The organism is Brevibacillus sp. NRS-1366 (genome assembly GCF_050467985.1).
Genome location: NZ_JBITPN010000021.1, coordinates 1 through 18,198, shown reverse-complemented (window position 1 = coordinate 18,198; position 18,198 = coordinate 1). Strand labels below are relative to the sequence as shown.

At 47.2% G+C, this 18,198-nt stretch carries 20 protein-coding genes, 1 pseudogene and 2 riboswitches; of the genes and pseudogenes, 16 read left to right on the top strand and 5 right to left on the bottom strand.

Features of this window, described 5'->3' with window-relative positions:
- Nucleotides 1–8: 8 nt before the first annotated feature.
- The 3 genes from ACIFQN_RS14300 to ACIFQN_RS14290 are packed head-to-tail and all read left to right on the top strand — an operon-like array spanning nt 9 to nt 2,857.
- Nucleotides 9–1,034: a TRAP transporter substrate-binding protein gene (locus tag ACIFQN_RS14300; protein WP_429833705.1), complete on the top strand. Its 1,026-nt coding sequence runs from the start codon at nt 9–11 to the stop codon at nt 1,032–1,034.
- A gap of 60 nt (nt 1,035–1,094) precedes the next feature.
- On the top strand, nt 1,095–1,583 hold the full coding sequence (locus tag ACIFQN_RS14295) for a TRAP transporter small permease (RefSeq protein WP_429833704.1): 489 nt from the start codon (nt 1,095–1,097) through the stop codon (nt 1,581–1,583).
- Entirely contained in the window at nt 1,583–2,857 is a 1,275-nt protein-coding gene (locus ACIFQN_RS14290) for a TRAP transporter large permease (protein ID WP_429833703.1), read from the top strand. The genes ACIFQN_RS14295 and ACIFQN_RS14290 overlap by 1 nt, the downstream gene beginning before the upstream one ends.
- 95 nt (nt 2,858–2,952) lie before the next feature.
- Here the strand turns inward: ACIFQN_RS14290 and ACIFQN_RS14285 are convergent, their stop codons facing one another.
- Nucleotides 2,953–3,180, bottom strand: a complete 228-nt coding sequence (locus ACIFQN_RS14285) for a cupin domain-containing protein (RefSeq protein ID WP_429834134.1) — start codon at nt 3,178–3,180, stop codon at nt 2,953–2,955.
- A gap of 245 nt (nt 3,181–3,425) precedes the next feature.
- Here ACIFQN_RS14285 and ACIFQN_RS14280 point away from each other — a divergent pair, with 245 nt between their 5' ends.
- The 6 genes and pseudogenes from ACIFQN_RS14280 (at nt 3,426) to ACIFQN_RS14255 (ending at nt 8,762) form a co-directional block, all read left to right on the top strand.
- A complete protein-coding gene (locus ACIFQN_RS14280) occupies nt 3,426–4,592 on the top strand; it encodes an MFS transporter (protein ID WP_429833702.1) in 1,167 nt (388 codons plus the stop codon).
- 42 nt (nt 4,593–4,634) lie between these two features.
- Nucleotides 4,635–5,357 carry a sporulation protein YunB gene (gene yunB, locus ACIFQN_RS14275; protein WP_429833701.1) on the top strand — a complete coding sequence of 241 codons (723 nt, stop codon included), beginning with the start codon at nt 4,635–4,637 and terminating at the stop codon, nt 5,355–5,357.
- 396 nt (nt 5,358–5,753) lie between these two features.
- A complete protein-coding gene (locus tag ACIFQN_RS14270; RefSeq protein ID WP_429833700.1) occupies nt 5,754–6,998 on the top strand; it encodes a Fic family protein in 1,245 nt (414 codons plus the stop codon).
- A 183-nt stretch (nt 6,999–7,181) separates the two neighbouring features.
- A pseudogene (locus ACIFQN_RS14265) lies at nt 7,182–7,607 on the top strand (cache domain-containing protein); the annotation flags it as partial.
- Nucleotides 7,608–7,609: 2 nt separating this feature from the next.
- The gene (locus tag ACIFQN_RS14260) at nt 7,610–8,173 is read left to right on the top strand and encodes a HAMP domain-containing protein (protein WP_429833699.1); all 564 of its coding nucleotides are present in this window, start codon (nt 7,610–7,612) and stop codon (nt 8,171–8,173) included.
- On the top strand, nt 8,064–8,762 hold the full coding sequence (locus ACIFQN_RS14255; RefSeq protein WP_429833698.1) for a methyl-accepting chemotaxis protein: 699 nt from the start codon (nt 8,064–8,066) through the stop codon (nt 8,760–8,762). The genes ACIFQN_RS14260 and ACIFQN_RS14255 overlap by 110 nt, the downstream gene beginning before the upstream one ends.
- A gap of 17 nt (nt 8,763–8,779) precedes the next feature.
- On the opposite strand, the gene ACIFQN_RS14250 is transcribed toward ACIFQN_RS14255, so the two are convergent.
- Both ACIFQN_RS14250 and ACIFQN_RS14245 read right to left on the bottom strand, forming a co-directional pair.
- Nucleotides 8,780–9,502, bottom strand: coding sequence for a hypothetical protein (locus tag ACIFQN_RS14250; RefSeq protein WP_429833697.1), 723 nt, complete (start codon nt 9,500–9,502; stop codon nt 8,780–8,782).
- 24 nt (nt 9,503–9,526) lie between these two features.
- The gene (locus ACIFQN_RS14245; RefSeq protein ID WP_429833696.1) at nt 9,527–10,210 is read right to left on the bottom strand and encodes a hypothetical protein; all 684 of its coding nucleotides are present in this window, start codon (nt 10,208–10,210) and stop codon (nt 9,527–9,529) included.
- Between the two features lie 180 nt (nt 10,211–10,390).
- On the opposite strand from ACIFQN_RS14245, the gene ACIFQN_RS14240 reads away from it, so the two are divergent.
- From ACIFQN_RS14240 to ACIFQN_RS14210, 7 genes are all read left to right on the top strand, one after another.
- Entirely contained in the window at nt 10,391–11,050 is a 660-nt protein-coding gene (locus ACIFQN_RS14240; RefSeq protein ID WP_429833695.1) for an HAD family hydrolase, read from the top strand.
- An 85-nt stretch (nt 11,051–11,135) separates the two neighbouring features.
- Nucleotides 11,136–11,283: riboswitch (FMN riboswitch) on the top strand.
- A gap of 172 nt (nt 11,284–11,455) precedes the next feature.
- Nucleotides 11,456–11,604: riboswitch (FMN riboswitch) on the top strand.
- Nucleotides 11,605–11,730: 126 nt separating this feature from the next.
- Nucleotides 11,731–12,831 carry a bifunctional diaminohydroxyphosphoribosylaminopyrimidine deaminase/5-amino-6-(5-phosphoribosylamino)uracil reductase RibD gene (gene ribD, locus ACIFQN_RS14235; RefSeq protein ID WP_429833694.1) on the top strand — a complete coding sequence of 367 codons (1,101 nt, stop codon included), beginning with the start codon at nt 11,731–11,733 and terminating at the stop codon, nt 12,829–12,831.
- 28 nt (nt 12,832–12,859) lie between these two features.
- Complete coding sequence (locus tag ACIFQN_RS14230) at nt 12,860–13,525, top strand: riboflavin synthase (protein ID WP_429833693.1); 666 nt, start codon at nt 12,860–12,862, stop codon at nt 13,523–13,525.
- A 17-nt stretch (nt 13,526–13,542) separates the two neighbouring features.
- Nucleotides 13,543–14,742, top strand: a complete 1,200-nt coding sequence (locus tag ACIFQN_RS14225) for a bifunctional 3,4-dihydroxy-2-butanone-4-phosphate synthase/GTP cyclohydrolase II (protein ID WP_429833692.1) — start codon at nt 13,543–13,545, stop codon at nt 14,740–14,742.
- Nucleotides 14,743–14,755: 13 nt separating this feature from the next.
- Complete coding sequence (ribH, locus tag ACIFQN_RS14220; RefSeq protein WP_429833691.1) at nt 14,756–15,220, top strand: 6,7-dimethyl-8-ribityllumazine synthase; 465 nt, start codon at nt 14,756–14,758, stop codon at nt 15,218–15,220.
- Nucleotides 15,221–15,615: 395 nt separating this feature from the next.
- Nucleotides 15,616–15,723: a hypothetical protein gene (locus tag ACIFQN_RS14215; protein WP_429833690.1), complete on the top strand. Its 108-nt coding sequence runs from the start codon at nt 15,616–15,618 to the stop codon at nt 15,721–15,723.
- Between the two features lie 15 nt (nt 15,724–15,738).
- A complete protein-coding gene (locus ACIFQN_RS14210) occupies nt 15,739–15,903 on the top strand; it encodes a spore germination protein (protein ID WP_429833689.1) in 165 nt (54 codons plus the stop codon).
- Here the strand turns inward: ACIFQN_RS14210 and ACIFQN_RS14205 are convergent.
- Both ACIFQN_RS14205 and ACIFQN_RS14200 read right to left on the bottom strand, forming a co-directional pair.
- Nucleotides 15,900–17,429 (bottom strand): aldehyde dehydrogenase family protein, encoded by a 1,530-nt coding sequence (locus ACIFQN_RS14205; protein ID WP_429833688.1) that lies wholly within the window; start codon nt 17,427–17,429, stop codon nt 15,900–15,902. The genes ACIFQN_RS14210 and ACIFQN_RS14205 overlap by 4 nt on opposite strands.
- Entirely contained in the window at nt 17,429–18,079 is a 651-nt protein-coding gene (locus tag ACIFQN_RS14200; RefSeq protein ID WP_429833687.1) for a TetR/AcrR family transcriptional regulator, read from the bottom strand. Before ACIFQN_RS14200 ends, ACIFQN_RS14205 begins: the two co-directional genes overlap by 1 nt.
- Between the last annotated feature and the right edge of the window lie 119 nt (nt 18,080–18,198).

Sequence of the window (18,198 nt, the reverse complement as noted above, 5' to 3'; positions counted from 1 at the left end):
GAGGTTCGATGAAAAAAGCATGGCTTCAGATTCTCGCCGCGGTGTTCCTGATTGCAGGTGCTACGGGGTGTGCAGGAATAGCACAGGACAGCCCAACCACTCAGAATAGCAACAGGGAAAAGATCACAATCGCGCTTGGCCATGATACGTCTGCTACCGAAGACTCCCACTTTCAACAGTTTGCGAAAAAGTTTAAGGAACTGTTGGAGCTGGAGACGAACGGACAGGTTTTGGTCGATATTCATGCCAACGGTGTCTTGGGCGGAGAGCGGGAGATGACCGAGTCCGTACAAGTGGGAACGCTGGATATGGTCCTTACCTCAACAGGGCCAATCGGAAATTTCGTACCGATCGTCAATGCACTGGACTTTCCCTTCCTCTTTAGAGACAGAGAGCATGCCAACAAGGTGTTGGATGGGGAGATTGGCGAGGAAATGTCCCATCAGCTGGAACAGGTCGGGTTTAAGACGCTCGTGTGGGGGGAAAACGGATTTCGCCATATAACCAACAGCAAACGGCCTATCGTCAGACCGGAAGATATGAAGGGAATTAAAATTCGCACGATGGAAAACAAGATTCATCTTGATTCATTTCATGCTTTTGGTGCCGACCCGACTCCGATGTCTTTTACGGAGGTGTTTACTTCCCTGCAGCAGGGGGTCATCGATGGGCAAGAAAATCCGCTTTCCGTGATTGTTCCTGCAAAATTGTACGATGTGCAAAAGTATTTGACCCTCTCCGGCCATTTCTACAGCGCCGCACTACTCTTGATGAACAAGGATAAATATGAGAGCTACCCCGCACAAGTGCAGCAGGCTCTGCTCAAGTCGGCAGCAGCAGCACGCGATTACGAGCGGCAATTCATCGCCAAAAAGGAAGAAGAGTATTTGCGAATTTTAAAAGATGCAGGGGTACAGGTTGTTAGCCAAAGCGAGTATGACCATGAAGCCTTCCGTGCCGCTGCAAAGCCAGTATACGACCAATATTGGAAGGAATATGGTGAACTTCTCGAAAAAATCTCAGCACTCAAGTAAGACGAGAACGGGGAGCTCTCTTTTCGGGGGATGGGTGGAATGGGAAAGAGGTGGTATGACATGCTGAAGGTATTGCGTCTCATTGATAAGCTGAATCATTATCTGAAAATTCTCGTCGGAATTTTGTTGGCCATCATGTCCGTAATCGTCATCATTCAGGTATTTTCCCGATTTATGCTCAGTCTCCCCTTATCCTGGTCAGAAGAACTAGCCCGGTACTTGATGGTTTATACTGTGTTTTTGGGTGTGGCCCTGGCTCTTCGCGAGCAAAAGCTGATTGGTGTAGAGGCGGTCGCAGAAAGGTTGTCCAAGCGGCAGAGGAGACGGCTAAAAACTACGGTAAATCTAGTCTCCATTGCCTTTTTCCTCTTATTGTTCATCCAAGGAATCAAGATGCTGCTGAAAGTACATGTACAGATTTCTGCTTCGCTGGGAATTCCCATGTCCATCCCTTATGCAGCGATCCCCATTGGATCTTGTTTGCTGATCATGAATAGTATCGCAGTGATCATTGAACTGTTTGTCGGGGCCGGGGAGGGAGAAGCGTAATGGGAATTCTCTTGATGGTCTCCATGCTTGTTTTTTTGCTTGTAAGTGTTCCCATTGCGATTTCGCTGGGATTGGCTTCCGCCCTTGTCGTTTGGTGGCAAGGAGAGCTTCCCCTATTACTACTGGCTCAACGCGAATTTGCTTCCGTGGATTCCGTTCCTCTCATGGCGATCCCGTTTTTTATTCTGGCGGGGCTGCTGATGGAGGAGGGGGGGATTTCAAAAAGGCTGGTAAATATGGCAAGCGCCTTGATCGGACATCTGACCGGGGGGCTAGGAATGGTTTCGGTGGTTACGGCCATGTTCTTTGCGACTGTATCCGGTTCAAGCGCGGCAACCACCGCCGCAATCGGCGCGATTTTGATACCCGCGATGATAAACCAGGGCTATCGGCGCGATTTTTCTGCTGCGGTACAGGCTGTTTCGGGTGAATTAGGGGTGATTATTCCACCGAGCATTCCGTTGATTCTATATGGAGTGGCGACGCAAACATCGATTACCCACTTGTTTATCGCTGGCGTAATCCCCGGTATCTTTGTGGGGATATCCCTGATGGCTACCGTATATGTCTTATCACGAAAACGAGGCTTTTCGAAAGAGAACCGTGCTACTTGGTCGGAACGTTACCGGACATTTCGCGAAGCTTTCTGGGCGCTGTTGATGCCATTTATCATTCTTGGTGGAATTTACGGCGGGGTGTTTACTCCGACCGAAGCAGCGGCAATCGCGATTGTGTACGCATTGATCATCGGCCTGTTTGTATACAGGGAGATTCGCTGGCGAAGGTTGCTTTCCCTGTTGGGGGATGCGGTGATCACCACTTCGGCGGTCATGTTTATTATTGCCAATACCGGCTTGTTCAGCTGGATTTTGAGCCGTGCAAACGTTGCGGCGAAAGTCGGTGCTTTTTTTGTTGACCTTTCATCATCTCCGGTTGTCTTTTTGTTGATTGTCAATTTACTTCTGTTTATCGTTGGGATGTTTTTTGAAACCTCTCCGGCAATTATCATTTTGGCACCACTTCTCACTCCCGTCGCCGTTCACATGGGGATCGATCCGATTCATTTTGGTATCATCATGATCGTGAATCTGGCCATGGGGATGTGTACGCCTCCGCTTGGCATCAATTTGTTCATCTCCTGTGATATTGCCAATATTGGCCTGGAACAAATCACCAGAGCAGTTTTACCGTTTATCGTTGTCCTGATTGCGGATGTTCTGATACTCAGCTATTTGCCGTTTCTATCGTTATGGCTTCCGGGAGTGTTCAGGTAAATGCCGCCTACCCCTCCCCAAAAATAATGAAGGGGAAACAGCGAAAGGCTGCTTCCCCGCTTATGAACGGTTTTTGTCCGTCTCGTTCCCGCTGGTTAGAATAGACATGCCATTTGGTACTTTCTGCAATTGCGAAGCGGCGGTGTATAAACATTGAGGGAAATCACCGGGGTGTCACCGTTATTTCGGATCGAGTGAATTTCTCCAGATGCTATATAGCAGGAGTCTCCGGCTTGGACAATGGTCGTTTGCAACCTCCCAAACTCAACTTCTTGCTGTAAGATATGAATTTTAGTTGAAGAGCGGTGAGAATGAAGACATATTTGTTCATTTTGAGAAGAAGTTTGGTGACAATCATTTCAGATTGGCGCTATCATGGAGGTACGGCAATTTAGGCCGCTCAGGTCGATTTGGGGAAGCGCCCCCTTGATAAGTTTGAGGTAGATCAAAGAAGTAGACTTACGAGTATGAGGAGGCATGCGCATGTCAACTGCCATAATCAGTGTACGCACCCGCTAAATGGGGGCGTGCGATCTAAACCGCCTGTAGTAATCAGGAGGTTTGGACAATGAAGAATCTACAAACATATTTGTATGTCAATGCGCTGTCTTCGCTAGGATCGCGGATGGATTTGATTGCCTGCAGCGCGTTGATCTTCACATTTGAACATAGCGCCTATTGGTTAACGGCTTTTTTTGTGGCGCGTCAGGTCGGGGGCATGTTGTTTAGTCCATTTGCAGGAATGCTGGCTGACAGACTGGATAGAAGACAGGCGATGATTGCAAGTGATCTGGGAGCAGGTCTTGCTATCTTGGCGATTCTCTTCTTTCCAAATCCGTATGTTGTGATAACGGCAGCTTTTCTCAAAGGGATGCTCTACACCTTATTCCACATTAGCTTCCAGTCTTCTTTGCCACAGATGTTTGGCTCTGAACAATTGGTCAAGATCAATGGGCTCACTGTGCGTCTGGAATCGGCTGTCGGCATCATTGGTTTCGCCCTCGGCGGGTTTTTGACCGACCATTTTGGCTATTTGTTTGTCATCGCATGTGATGCGGCCAGCTTTCTTTTCTCGGCGTTGATGCTGACGCGTTTTCGCTGGGAGAATCGTGCAGACCTGCCAGCCGACCCAACTGATGGGCAGGCAGGCAAGACGACGGGACTAGGGTACACGCTGCTATATTTGCGGAAGCATCCCGTTTTGTTTGCCATCAGTCTGTTGGCCTTGTTTGAGTCCATCAGTACGGCTTCGCATAATTATGGGCTGCCCTTTTTGGCTGATCGGCTATCCGCAGGGGATGCTACCTTGCACGGGTTTATGTGGTCTGCGATGAGTGTCGGTGCACTTGGTGGCTCCTTTCTCGCTTCTCGTTTACGAGTCCAGCTCGTGACAGGTATGTTTGCAGCTTCCTTTTTGACGGCTGTGGCAGTTACTCTAGCTTTTGCTTTTGACGATACGTGGAGTGTACTGTTGCTTTTGACTGGCGCTGGATTATTTGCGGGAGGGGCTCAAGTATACAAAAGCACGATTCTTCAACAGGCAGATAACCAAATTCGCGGCCGGGTGATGGGGATACAGGGTCTGCTCAGCCGAACGGGGTTTTTTGTCGGATTTTTGGTTGCACCTCCGCTTGCCGTTTCGCTCACGTTGTTCGGAATGATTTTCCTCGCGCAGGCTTTATTTGTTTTCGGTCTAATCAGTCTGGGCAGCTACTTGAAGCACGGCAAGCGGTAGTCTTTTTTTCACTCTCCCACCATAGGATGTACCAATTGGGAGGTGACGGGCGTGGCCATATTTCGACCCCGTCGGCGTTGGAGGAACCCGCTTTCCCCGACGAAAGCGATTTTAATCGCGCTGGTGATTTTTTTGGTGATGTCGATTCAATTTCTGGTGTTCCTGCAAAATCGACTGGAACCGACGCTCTTGATTTTGGCATCGCAAAAGGCAGAACAATTGGCGAAAGAAGCGATTACGGACGCTGTGACCAAGCGGATATCCCAACAAGGAGTCGACTTCAACCAGATCGTCAAGATTGAAAAGAACAATGAGGGGCAGATTCAGGCGTATCAGTTTAACTTCAAGGAATACGCGAGAATTGTGGGCGAAACCACCTCGAGAGTTCAGAACAAGCTTCAGGAATTTGAGACAGATAAAGTTGACCGCACGATTCCGCTCGGACTTGCGACAGGGAACAGCTTTTTGGCGCAGATGGGGCCCAATTTGCCGGTAACATTTGTACCAATCGGATCGGTGAAGACCAAGCTGGAGACTGAATTAAAGGAAGCTGGCATCAATATGGTGCTGGCGACTGTCTACATTTTTGTGGAAGTGGATTTGCGGATTGTCATCCCGTTTGCTACAGAGGAGCAGACGATCACGACAAAGATTCCGATTACGCATTCGCTGATCATCGGCGATGTACCGCAGTATCTATACAACAGTCCCGAAGGCAAGCCGGATGTGCCGCGTGCAGAGTCTGATGGGTATGATAGTCCATAGTGGAGGGCGACAGCATGGGGCTGTCGCTTTTTTGTCATGGAGAGTGTGCATGTTCGTTTACAGTGAAGAGTTGCTAAGAGTAGATAGTAGCAATTATTACTAATCTCAGCATACTACAGGAGTGTGTTCCTATAATTCCTAAAGAGCAGTGTAGCGATATATAGTGAAACATGCTTCTCCACAACACCTTAGCTACTAGGTTTTAATAAAGATGTGTTACTTCGACTAAAGAGGGCGTAAAAAGAAGATAATGAAAGATGCCTTTTCCTACAATACGTGACATTTTTCCCCTTGTCTATTTGTAGTCTAGCAATTATTATTAGGAACAAATTAGTAGAAGATTAGTAATAAAAAAGGTGTGGAATGTGTATAATATATGCAGGGGAGGTGAGTTTGATGTCCATAGATTTTATTAAAAAGTTTTCTCATGAACGATATCTTCAAAAAAGAGAAATTGCGTTTAGATTAGATCCAGGAAACAAGGTTGAGGATGTTTGGGATTTTATACTTGATCAACGGTTGAAAATGGCAAGAGAAATACCTTTAAAAGACCAGCAAGGTAAAAAATTTTGGTTTACTTCACCCCCTTTTTTACAAAAGATATTGAACCAAATTGATGTTACATCTCGTAGTGAGCTTGAAAAATTAGTAGGTTCAAATATCAAGAAAGAAGTTATTCTAGATACTATCTTTGATGAAGCGTATTATTCATGTGTTATTGAAGGAGCATTTTCAACAAAAAAAAGGGCTAAAGAAGTAGTTAAGGCTAACGATCCCAAAAACAAAAGCGAAAGAATGATAATTAACAACTTTCAAACGTTAATCTTTATTCTTGAAAATATTGATAGAGAGTTAAATGAGGATCTATTTTTAAGTGTCCATAAACAGATAACAGAAAATACGTTGGAGCCTGAAGAACAAACTGAGAAATATAGAGATGATTATGTTTATGTTTTTTCACAAAAGGATGAAACTGTTCCGGTGTATACTGCCCCCCATGAAAAAGATGTCCAATGGATGATGGATGATTTATTTACGTTTATTAATTCAGACGAAGCAGGGGAATTTATACACCCAATAATAAAGGCATGGATCATTCATTTTTACATTGTCTATGTGCATCCTTTTTTTGATGGAAATGGACGGGTAGCGAGAGCGTTCTCTTATATGTATTTATTAAAAAAAGGATATTCTTTTTTTAAGTTTTTCTCAGTGTCTTCAATTATTGAAAAACATCGGAATAAATACTACAAGGCAATCAAAGATAGTGAAGATTATGAGAGTGATTTGACATATTTCTTAGTTGCAAATGCAGAAATGACCTATGAATCAATAATGGAGGTTATTTATCGCTTTAGGAAAGCATTAAGCAAGGATATCCTGAAAGAAAAGCTTGCCGAAGAGGGGATATATCTTTCAGTTAGACAAAACAAATTTATTGATTACATAAATAAAAAAGATAACAATATTGCGGTAATAGAGGATTACAAAAAAAGATACAAGGTTTCTTATGAAACTGCACGTCGTGAATTAACGGAACTGTCCGAGCTGGGAATTCTTAAGAAAATAAGAAAAGGAAAAAAATTTATCTTTACTTACTTGGGTCTTGAGGGTTTTACCAAGGATAAACCTTATGGATAATGTTTTTTCTTTGTATGAAGAGAAGGTAAAAAGCGACAATATTGGGTTGTCGCTTTTTACTTACTAGACAGAGGGCGGAGCGGGAGTTTATGGCTCGAACGATGGTCTTCCTAGGATAAAGGATCCACTTAAACTGAGCGATACGCAGGGGATTGGGAGGTTCGAGGGAGCCAACTATATAAGGGCGAAAATGTCACGAATGAAAATTTTTCAATCGTCGATGAAATCGGAACGTTAACCGGTGATACGGTAACCATTTTTCTCGGGAATACGCGTATTGCTACGAATGTAATAAAGGATGACGGCACAAGGGCGATCGGGACAACGGTAGCCCCTGAAGTTGAGCAAGCCGTATTGAAGGAAGGACGCACCTATGTTGGTGAGGCGGAAGTAGTCGGTGTTTTGAACCAGACCGCGTATGAACCAATCAAAAACAGTGCGGGAGAAATAATCGGGATCTGGTATGTTGGTGTCCTTAATACCCCGTATGAACTACTGGTCAAGTCGATGCAAAACAAGCTGATCCTATTTCTGGGCATCGAATTGCTGGTTACGAGTCTGGTGATCTGGTATGTGACCGCCGGAAAATCAAGTCTTTGCTTGAGGTAACCGTGGCGACCAATCGCATCTCGAATGGGGAGCTGGGGATTGCAGAACTGAAAATTCGTTCAACCGATGAAATCGGTCAGCTAAGCGGTTCGGTCAATTCAATGGTCAAGCAGTTGAGGGAGGTCATTCTCAAAATCAGCAAGGCATCGGAAGTAATGGCGGCATCCTCTCAGGAGCTGTCGGTAAACATGGAGCAAAGCGTCCGCACTACTGAGCAGATTGCGCATTCGCCCCAGAGAGTGGCTGCTGGTGCCGAAGAACAGGTAAACCATATGGATGAAGTAACGGTTGCCGTTCACCAAGCAGCGGCTGGGGTAAAGCGAATCGTTGAAAATAGGGCAGAAATGACGGATATGATGGAGACAACGTTAACCTTATCGGAGAATGGGTCGACGATGGTGAATCAAGTCAGGGGCAAAATGAGCGATATTCAGCAAGCGGCTGAACGGACGAAAGTTGATAGTCAACATTCTGGGAGAACGATCGCAGGAAATCGGCGACATTGTCCAGATCATTTCACAGATTTCCAATCAGACCAACCTGCTAGCTTTGAATGCCGCGATTGAGGCGGCGCGTGCGGGAGAGATGGGGCGCGGTTTCTCAATAGTAGCTGAAGAGGTACGCAAATTGGCGGAGCAGTCCGAGAATGCGGCGGTCCAGGTAACCTCATTGATTACGATCGTTCTAAAGGATATTGAAGAAGCGTGTACCTCTTTGAAAGTTGGAGAAGAAAAAGTGGAAGAGGGACTGAAGCAGGTAGAGCAGGTTCACGGAGCCTTTTATGAAATCAAGCAGGCAGTCTCTCGGGTGACGGGAAAAGTGCAGGAAATTAGCACGTCTATCAAACACATCTCAGGCGGAACCATCCAGATTGAGTCGGCAATGGAGACAATCAGTCAAGCAGCCGAAGAAATCGCGAGTGCAATTGAGCAAAACTCTACAGCCAATGAAGAGCAAGCAGCAGGGATGAATGAGATCGTGACTTTTACCCAGGCGCTTGCAGAGCTGGCTGAGGAAATGCAAATGCTAGTAAATCGATTAAGGTGTAAGGTTACATGTGTCTCTTACATAGTTTTTGTTAAGGGTTTGGGTGCAAAATCGACAGTCATTGGGCTGTCGCTTTCCATATCCCCGATTTTCTTTCTCGAAAAGTGATGCAGATGATTAGATGATTAGTCGCTAGATTCCAATTCCACCTGCAGCGCTCTTTCAGCACCGTTTCCTTTCTTCCACGTAACGAGAGCGTCGTAGGAAGAGTCGTTCAACTGGGGAACGGTCACCTCTAACGTTTTGTTATCAAGCCATTGTATTAGATGAATCGGCCAAATAAAGGAATCTACTTCAACGAGTTGATTGACAACATCACTTGAACATGCCACTTTTGCCGCTTCTAGTCTTTTTATATCTACGACAAATAAGTTATTTCTTACAAGCTCAGTACCTTCATTTCTGCCTAAAACAATACCCAGCATTTTTTCATCAGGTGAAAACAATGCTTTCTGAAAAATACTAGATGAACCGAATGGAAGCGTCTTGATCTCGTCGTTTTTGATTTGGATGAGCACGTGATTACATAACTTCACGCCACAAGAATAGCTGATATCGGCAAATAAACCTACTGTCTCAGATGCAAAGGATCTAATGACAATACGCTCCAATTCTTCTTGTCGCTGCGCTGCATCATATTGAATGAGATATTCACGTAGGGATGGAATCTGGTCTACGGATACTTTTATTTGTTTGGAATCAAAGGAGATTGTTAGTTCCTCTATTGCTTCTACGATGGGAGCATCTGGTGGGGGAACAGATTCGTTCTGATCGGTTTGATTCATACAGCCAGATAAATCAAGGAGAAGCATGGGGACGAATAAAAAAAGCTTGAACCATTTGTTCATGAAAGATCACCTGTAGTTTTGCACTTAGTTAATCAGAGACTCGAAAATTGTGCCGTTAAAGGTAAAGGTAGATGATGCTTGCTTAAAAAAAGAGGGAGTCTTTGTGTCATCGACAGAGCGCTTGTACGTGGTAGTGAAATAGTGAAGATTCTCTTCGAAAATATGATAGGAACCTAGCTGGGCATAGTATTCATCTTGAAAAGTGGAGGTTTCTTTGAGCGTACCTGACCAGGCTTCTACTAACTGGCCTTTATCCATAAACCACAGTACAGCAATTTCTACTGAAACACCGGTTCCGCCAGTACGATGCACGGTTTGATATAGTTTCTTACCATGTAAGTAAGTGATAGGTTGTTCTAAGTCGAGTTTCTCAATTTTCCAGGGCTGCTCTGTCAGTAGTTGATACTGACCATTCTCTTGCTTGTCAAAAAGAAAGAAAGATCCGATATGCACACCGCCTGTCAAGGTTGCTACCACTTCTAATGCATCGTCATCGTCGAGATTGGTTGTTTGAAAAGTAAGGTGTTCAAAATAATGATCTTTCTTTTTGCTTTGTTGCTGGATCCATTGCTTAATTTGATCCTTACCGATTGTGGTGGGGTCCTGGATTTTCAGCATTTCTGATGAAAAGGTTTTTGGGGATGAGAAAGCAGTAAGACCAATTACAATTCCAAAAATGATGGCAAAAGAACCTATTATTCTTAGCAAGAGCTTTCACCTCTGCGATCTTTAACGATAATTTCCTATCCTACATGAAAAGACGTGCAAGTAGGAGAATATGTCACCAGTAGGAATTATTTGTAGCAAGACGGACTGTACCCCAGGCACAATTACCGTTAGGATAGGAATAATCAATTTTGTCGCAATTAACCATATAGGAGGTACCAGATGAATCGACCATTTCGCAAAGCCATCATTTTTGATATGGATAATACCCTTTTGCAATCAAAAATCGACTTTCTGGCGATGAAGCGGGCCATTTTTCAACTATGGGTGGAAAACGGCATATGCGACCCGGCGCTTTCGTGGGAGAACCATACCGCATCGCAATTGATTGAGATCGGGAGACGGTCGGAAAAAATGACGGCGGAGCTGGAGGCGCACATGTGGGAGGCCGTGACTGCCATCGAAAAAGCAGGGATGCACCAAGCTGTATTGGAAGCAAATGCTGCGGAAATACTAGAGCAATTGCATCAAAACTATTACCTCTTTATATTGACTAATAATGCTTATGCGGCAGCCCAAGAGGCGTTGAAAGAAACAGAGATTATCCATTATTTCGACGAGGTCGTGGCGCGCGAGCAGATGACTACGCTAAAGCCATCGCCAGCGGGGATAACCTATATTCTGGGGCGATACCCTGACTTGCCTGCTTCTGCCTGGACGATGATCGGCGATTCCTGGATTGATGGCAAAGCGGCACAGGATGGCCGCGTACGATTTATCGCCTATAACGGAAATCCGCTGGATATGGAGCGTCAAGGTGTGGCGCCGCAAGCGTTTATTTCGGATTTGCGCGAGCTGCTGACTTTGGATTTAGGGGAATAGGCAGCAGTTATTTCCATATAAATTTCCATCACAAACAAAACTGTTAGTTCTGATTAAAAGTGTGGTATACTTTGCATAACTGAATACCAGCCTTCAGGGTAGGGTGCAATTCCCGACCGGCGGTAATGACGAACGCACGTCTGAGCCCGCGACTCGCTATTGGTAAAATGGATAGCGACTGACTTGGTGCAAATCCAAGGCCGACGGTAAAGTCCGGATGGGAGAAGGTATTTGGAATGGTCTTTTAGATGTTTTTTAAAAACATCCTAGCTGTTTTTTGCAAAAAACGGTTAAAAAAGGCTTTTTTCGAGGTGCCCTGAGGAGATATTATCCTCGGGCATTTTTCATTTTCGGCGGACGAGGCCACGGAAAAGAAGGCAGACAGCTCAACGTAACTTCATACGATACGATCTTCAGGGCAAGGTGTAATTCCTGACCGGCGGTGACGACGCTAACCGCGTCGCAAGCCCGCGACTCGCTGACCATGCTGGAAAAGCGACTGATCTGGTGCAATTCCAGAGCCGACGGTATAGTCCGGATGGAAGAAGATAAAGTGTGCTTTCTTCATTTGTTTTTTCGAAAAACGAGTGAAGCAAGGCTTCTTTCCTCATGCCCTGAAACGATTGAAGTTTCCAGGGCTTTTTGCTTTGGCTGGAATCAAGCGAGGAAAGGAGAGCAAGATGGAGCAAGACAACAAGTATATGGCGTGGGCACTGGACCTGGCACGGTCAGTAGCGGGACAAACATCTCCAAACCCGTTGGTCGGAGCCGTTGTGGTCAAAGATGGTGCTGTAGTCGGAATGGGTGCACATCTGAAGGCCGGAGAGCCTCACGCAGAGGTACACGCGCTGCGAATGGCAGGGGAGCGGGCAGATGGTGCTACCTTGTATGTCACGTTGGAGCCTTGCAGTCATCACGGTAAGACACCGCCGTGCGCTGACGCAGTTGTGGCTGCAGGGATTAGCCGAGTCGTAGTCGCGACATTGGATCCCAACCCACTAGTGGCGGGAACCGGGGTACAGAAGCTGCGCTCTGCCGGCTTGGACGTGACGATCGGGACCTTGGAAAAGGAAGCGAAGCAGCTCAATGAAGTCTTTTTCCATTACATCACGACAAAGCGTCCGTTTGTTACCGTCAAGACAGCGAGTACATTGGATGGAAAAATCGCCTCAGTAACGGGTCACAGTCGGTGGATTACAGGAAGTGAAGCTCGAGCCCAGGTACATGAGCTGCGCAGACAATACGATGCGATATTGGTTGGGGTCGGGACTGTTTTGGCTGATGATCCGGAATTGACTTCCAGACGAGAGGGAAAGCTTTATGGTCGACAGCCGATACGCGTTATTTTGGACAGTCATTTACGCACACCTATGACAGCAAGGGTGGTCCAAGACACAGAGAAAGTACTGACCTGGATTTTCACAACAGTATCAGCGTCAACGGAAAAACGCGAAGCGCTCCTAAAAAAAGGCATATCCGTGATCACTGTCGCTGAACCGATGATGGTGGAGGCTGTGCTGGAGGAGCTGGGAGAACGGGGGATTACCTCATTGCTGGTGGAAGGGGGAGCAGAAGTCAACGGCTCCTTTTTACAAGCGAGGGCAGTCCAAAAGGTCGTCAGCTATGTCTCACTCAAACTGATCGGCGGCAGCGACGCTCCATCGCCATTTGGAGGAAAAGGCTTTTCGACCATGGATGAAGCAGTGGCGCTTTCAGAGATACAGATTGAACAAATAGGAGAGCAAGACATTCGAATCGTTGGTTACCCGAAGTGGAGTTGATTCGGATAAAACAGAGAGGAGGTTTTGTATGTTTACCGGACTGGTAGAAGAGATTGGTGTGTTGGAGGCAATTACGGGTAACGAACAAGATAGTCGACTCGTCATTCGTGCCGAACGTGTTCTGAAAGGGGTGCAGATAGGCGATAGCATCGCAGTCAATGGCATTTGTCTGACAGTCACTTCGCACACATCACGTCACTTCAGTGTGGATGTGATGCCTGAGACGATGAACAGAACGAGCTTGCGCCTGGCAAGGCCTGGACAACGGGTAAATCTGGAGCGAGCGATGCGATTAGGTGATCGGTTTGGTGGGCATATCGTCTCTGGTCATATCGACGGTACAGGGACAATTCTCGCGCGCGAGCCGCATGCAAATGCTGTGTTGTTTCGCATCGGAGCGACCTCGGACCTCTTGAAATACATCATCGGGCAAGGTTCTATTTGCATAGATGGAATCAGCTTGACAGTCGTTGCTGTCGATGAATCCAGCTTTTCGGTCTCAATTATTCCGCATACGCTGGCAGAGACCAGCTTGCAAGATAGACGTATAGGAGATCGGGTAAATTTGGAAGCGGACGTCATCGGAAAATACGTGGAGCGTCTGTTAGGGTATCAGCGATCGCCCGCGCCAGACCAACGGGACAAAACACCGAGACTCAGCCTGGCTTTCTTGCAGGAGAATGGATTCGTTTAATTTAAGGAGGGAGAAGCATGTTTCATCTAATAGAAGAGGCGCTGGAAGATTTGCGCCAAGGCAAGGCGGTTATTGTCGTAGACGATGAAGATCGGGAAAACGAAGGTGATTTTATTTGCCTCGCAGAAGCAGCCACGCCAGAAATGATCAATTTCATGGTCACCCATGGAAGGGGGCTGGTCTGCGTTCCGGTAACACAGGAACATGCAGATCGCCTGCAACTCAAACCGATGGTCGAGGCCAATACGGATAAGCAAGGAACCGCTTTTACGGTTTCTATTGATGAAATGAGTACGCACACAGGAATCTCGGCGCAAGAGCGATCCCTCACGGTGCAAGCAATGCTGGATGAAACCAAGGGAGCGGACGATTTTCGCAGGCCTGGCCATATTTTTCCTCTCATCGCCAAGCCGGGCGGTGTGCTGCGCAGGGCTGGCCACACGGAGGCAGCGGTCGATCTTGCTACATTAGCGGGAGGATTTCCAGCGGGGGTCATTTGCGAAATCATGAATGAGGATGGCACCATGGCCAGACTGCCTCAGCTAGAAGAAATCTCCAAGCGTTTTGGTCTCAAGCTGATTACGATTGCAGACTTGATTCGTTTTCGCACGAGAACAGAATCGCTTGTAAAGCGGGAGATCGAAGTCAATTTGCCTACGATGTACGGAGATTTTCGGATCGCTGCTTATACGAATGAGCTGGACGGAAAAGAGCATGTAGCATTGATCAAAGGAGAGATTTCCCCTGATGAACAAATTCTCGTCCGCGTGCATTCCGAATGCTTGACCGGGGATGTCTTTGGCTCTCATCGCTGCGATTGTGGTCCTCAGTTGCATGCTGCACTTGAGCAGATAGAAGCGGAGGGACGGGGTGTCCTTTTGTATATGCGGCAAGAAGGCCGCGGGATCGGCTTGATCAACAAGCTCCGCGCCTATCAGTTGCAAGAAGAGGGCCTCGATACGGTTGAGGCGAATGTAAAGCTGGGCTTTGCTGCCGACCTGCGTGACTACGGAGTAGGGGCACAAATCTTGCGGGATTTGGGTGTGCACCGGATGCGTCTGTTAACCAATAATCCGCGCAAAATCCGTGGATTGGACGGCTATGGACTAAAGGTAGAAGAGAGAGTGCCGATCCAGATGCCAACACATCCGCACAACAAACGCTATCTTTCTACCAAACAAGATAAATTGGGTCACTTGCTGCACATACAATCATAAGGAGTGTTACGACATGAAAACATTCGAAGGGCATTTAGTAGGCACAGGATTGCGCGTAGGAATTGTAGCTGGACGCTTTAATGAATTGATTGTGAGTAGGCTTGTCGGGGGTGCCTTGGACGCCTTGAAGCGTCATGGAGTGGAAGAAGAAAATGTCGATGTAGCATGGGTGCCGGGCGCATTCGAAATCCCGTTAATCGCCAAAAAAATGGCCGAGTCTGGACGCTACGATGCTGTGATAACACTGGGCGCAGTCATTCGCGGTTCGACTCCTCACTTTGATTACGTTTGCAATGAAACGGCCAAAGGAGTGGCTTCTCTCTCCCTGAGTACCGGGATTCCTGTTATTTTCGGTGTGCTGACAACAGATAGTATCGAACAAGCTATCGAGCGGGCTGGCACAAAAGCAGGAAACAAAGGGTGGGAAGCAGCGGCGTCAGCCATCGAGATGGCAAACCTGTCCAAGCAATTTGCATAATAAGGGTTGCTTCATCCCTGTGATAGAGAAGGTAGATGCCATGGCATCTGCCTTTTCCTTTTGGATAAAATTGCCATCGGATGGTCACAGATAGAAGGATTTTCCTGTAGAGCTTTGGGGGTCGCCAAAAGAGTGGTGGAGAAAACAAGTAAGGAAGCTGACCTCAGCATATCATCTGATGGCAGAGATCCGCTGGAAGTGTTACCGTTCGCAAAAGCTCTTGCCTCACATGATTTTGATAGTGCGATGAACCGTATATTACGAGGGCATACACTTTTGCTCTTTCCCATGCTGAATCTTTTTTTGGAAGTCAATACGTTTCAAGTCGAGCACCGGGCCATTACACAATCGGAAACGAAGCAACGGTCCTGGGTCCGCAAGATTCGTTTATCGAGATGCTGCAAATCAATATTTCGCTGCTTCGGCGCAGATTGGTCACGCCTTCTTTGAAAAGATGTACGCGATTGGTACGGAAGCACACAATTTTCCGCAATTCGGGCTAACCAATAGACCGGATAATGCGACGGCCGCACTGCTGGACGGGCGGATTCTGCTGCCGCCTGCCCTCCTCACGATCCTTTTTTGAATCTCGCAGCAAAGTTCCATTTCCTCCTGTTCTAGAGGTTTTGTTCATGGAATTGGTCATTGAAATCCTGCGGGAGGCGGGAATACGAAATTGCTAGAACAATCGCTTTACCTCCCGCCAGATTGCTCCAAGCGTCTGCCGATTCCACTTGCGCCATTTACCGAACAATAGGGTAGTCAAAGTGACAAACATGATCTCTTGATCTTTCGTATAAGGATACCAGTTGACCTCGCGTTTTCGCGTACCGGGATCGTGAATGACAGAGATGATATGGGTAAAGGCATGCAGACCAGAAGGACCACGATATCTGCCGATGCCACTTTGCTTAACGCCACCGAATGGAAGGTGAGGATTGGCATAACTGATGATGACGTCATTGATGCAGACGTTGCCACTCTCCAGTTGCTCTGCTACACGCTGTGCTTTTTCCTTGTTTTGGGACCAGAGGGAAGCGTTCAGGCCATAAGGGGTGGCATTCGCTAATCGGATAGCCTCCTCTTCCGTTGAAAAGGTCATGATCGGCAGGATGGGCCCGAAGGTTTCCTCTTTCATGATTTTCATTTCTGGGGTGACCTGAGTGAGGATAGTTGGCGTGATAAACATGCTATCAGAAGAAAAGTGACCGCCAGTAACGGCTGTTGCTCCAGCGGCAATGGCTTCTTCCACATGCTCGCGAACAATCCCGATTTGTTGGGGAGAGGTCATTGAGCCAACCTCTGCCTGGTCTGGGAAGCCTTGGCGCAGCGCGATCGCCTTTTCTGTAACCCGCTTTAAAAACTCAGGATAGACATGCTCATGGACGTACAGACGCTCGACGGACATACAGACCTGCCCCGAGTTGGTAAAGGCTCCCCAAACCGCGGCATTGGCTGCCCGTTCCAGGTGAGCGTCTTCAAAAACGATCATGGAATCCTTGCCGCCCAGCTCCAGCTCTACAGGAATCAGGTTCTCGGCTGCGGCAGCCATGATCTTTTTCCCGGTGGCAACTGAGCCTGTGAAAAAGATTTTAGCAGGACGCTCCGCTACTACTGCTTGCCCTACCTCGCGTCCCCCATGCAAGACGGATACGACGTTATCCGGCAAAGGGACGGCGCGAAACAACTCCTCGATCAAAAGCCCTGTCGATGGAGTGATTTCCGATGGCTTCAAGATGACAGTATTGCCTGCGACAAGTGCTGACAACACAGGAATGACGGCTAGCTGGAATGGGTAGTTCCACGGAGAGATGACAGCAACGACGCCCATCGGCTTGTAGTGGATGTACGATTTTTTGGGCCAAAGGGCCAAGGAAGTAGGTACTCTTTGAGCAGACAGCATATTGACGGCGTTTTTCTCATAAAAGCGAATCGTATCAACCGTTACAAAAATTTCGGTCATATATGCTTCCAATGAGACCTTGCCTGTCGCTTGACTGATTTTTTGCGCCAGCTCTTCGCCATGCTCGACCAAATAATGGCGCAGCCGGGCCAGATAGTCGAGCCGTTCAGAAAGAGGAGTAGTCGCCCAGGAAGCAAAGGCGAGCCGGGCGCGCTTCATCGTTTGTTGCACCTGTTCGGGGGTCGCTTGTGTCAAGGTGCCTAATTGCTCGCCAGTAGCGGGATTTTGCAGGGAGAGGACAGTCATTATGCTTCACCTCTTTTGATTGGAGTAGGAGATACGCCTGCTGGCAGGAAGAACGAATGTATAACATGAGGAAAAGTATTCTCAAAGCGAGCGATTACATCATTGGGTTCAGATGATTCGGAGAGCAATGATTGCAAGAAAAGACCGTCAATCAGGGAATAAAGCAAGGCTACCGCAGCATCTATTTCAGGAATGAGCGAAATACCGTGCTCCTCTGTTAACCGATCAAGCATTTGGGCAATGAGGCTATGCAGTCGTGCGCGAATCTCGGTTACCTGTTCACGGAAAGCGGGTACGTACATCGCTTGTACCTGCAAGTCATACCAGAGCCGATGCATGGCGTGGTCTTCGGTCAGACTGCAGCGCAGTACGTCCAAAAGGGAATGCATCCAGCCAGTGAGTGGTGCCTCTATCACCTTACTCTCCAGCACTCGGATAAATCCTTCCTTGTAACTCGCGATGACAGCCAGCAGCAAATCCTCTTTGCTGGCAAAATAATAATGTAAGATCCCAAGGGAAACGCCCGACTCTTTGGCGATGTCCCGAAGAGAAACATGCGCGTACCCTTTTTGCGCCAAACATAGTGTGGCCTTTTCAATTATAAAGGCTCGCTTTGCCTCTGCTTTCTGGGAAAGGGAAGAACGTGACAAACGAACACCTCGTTTTTGGACGATCGTCCAGTTTTGTGATTTTAATGTATTTGTCTTTCTTCTCTTTTGTCAAATAAGAAAAACGCGGGAAGTTGAATGAACTGCGCCCGCGTCCTTAG

Coding starts and splice junctions, on each gene's coding strand:
- ribH (WP_429833691.1), top strand. CDS start 14,756: ATGAAAACATTCGAAGGGCATTTAGTAGGCACAGGATTGCGCGTAGGA.
- ACIFQN_RS14225 (WP_429833692.1), top strand. CDS start 13,543: ATGTTTCATCTAATAGAAGAGGCGCTGGAAGATTTGCGCCAAGGCAAG.
- ACIFQN_RS14270 (WP_429833700.1), top strand. CDS start 5,754: ATGTCCATAGATTTTATTAAAAAGTTTTCTCATGAACGATATCTTCAA.
- ACIFQN_RS14205 (WP_429833688.1), bottom strand. CDS start 17,429: ATGACTGTCCTCTCCCTGCAAAATCCCGCTACTGGCGAGCAATTAGGC.
- ACIFQN_RS14240 (WP_429833695.1), top strand. CDS start 10,391: ATGAATCGACCATTTCGCAAAGCCATCATTTTTGATATGGATAATACC.
- ACIFQN_RS14295 (WP_429833704.1), top strand. CDS start 1,095: ATGCTGAAGGTATTGCGTCTCATTGATAAGCTGAATCATTATCTGAAA.
- ACIFQN_RS14280 (WP_429833702.1), top strand. CDS start 3,426: ATGAAGAATCTACAAACATATTTGTATGTCAATGCGCTGTCTTCGCTA.
- ACIFQN_RS14230 (WP_429833693.1), top strand. CDS start 12,860: ATGTTTACCGGACTGGTAGAAGAGATTGGTGTGTTGGAGGCAATTACG.
- ACIFQN_RS14250 (WP_429833697.1), bottom strand. CDS start 9,502: ATGAACAAATGGTTCAAGCTTTTTTTATTCGTCCCCATGCTTCTCCTT.
- ACIFQN_RS14290 (WP_429833703.1), top strand. CDS start 1,583: ATGGGAATTCTCTTGATGGTCTCCATGCTTGTTTTTTTGCTTGTAAGT.
- ribD (WP_429833694.1), top strand. CDS start 11,731: ATGGAGCAAGACAACAAGTATATGGCGTGGGCACTGGACCTGGCACGG.
- ACIFQN_RS14300 (WP_429833705.1), top strand. CDS start 9: ATGAAAAAAGCATGGCTTCAGATTCTCGCCGCGGTGTTCCTGATTGCA.
- ACIFQN_RS14210 (WP_429833689.1), top strand. CDS start 15,739: ATGCGACGGCCGCACTGCTGGACGGGCGGATTCTGCTGCCGCCTGCCC.
- ACIFQN_RS14215 (WP_429833690.1), top strand. CDS start 15,616: ATGCTGCAAATCAATATTTCGCTGCTTCGGCGCAGATTGGTCACGCCT.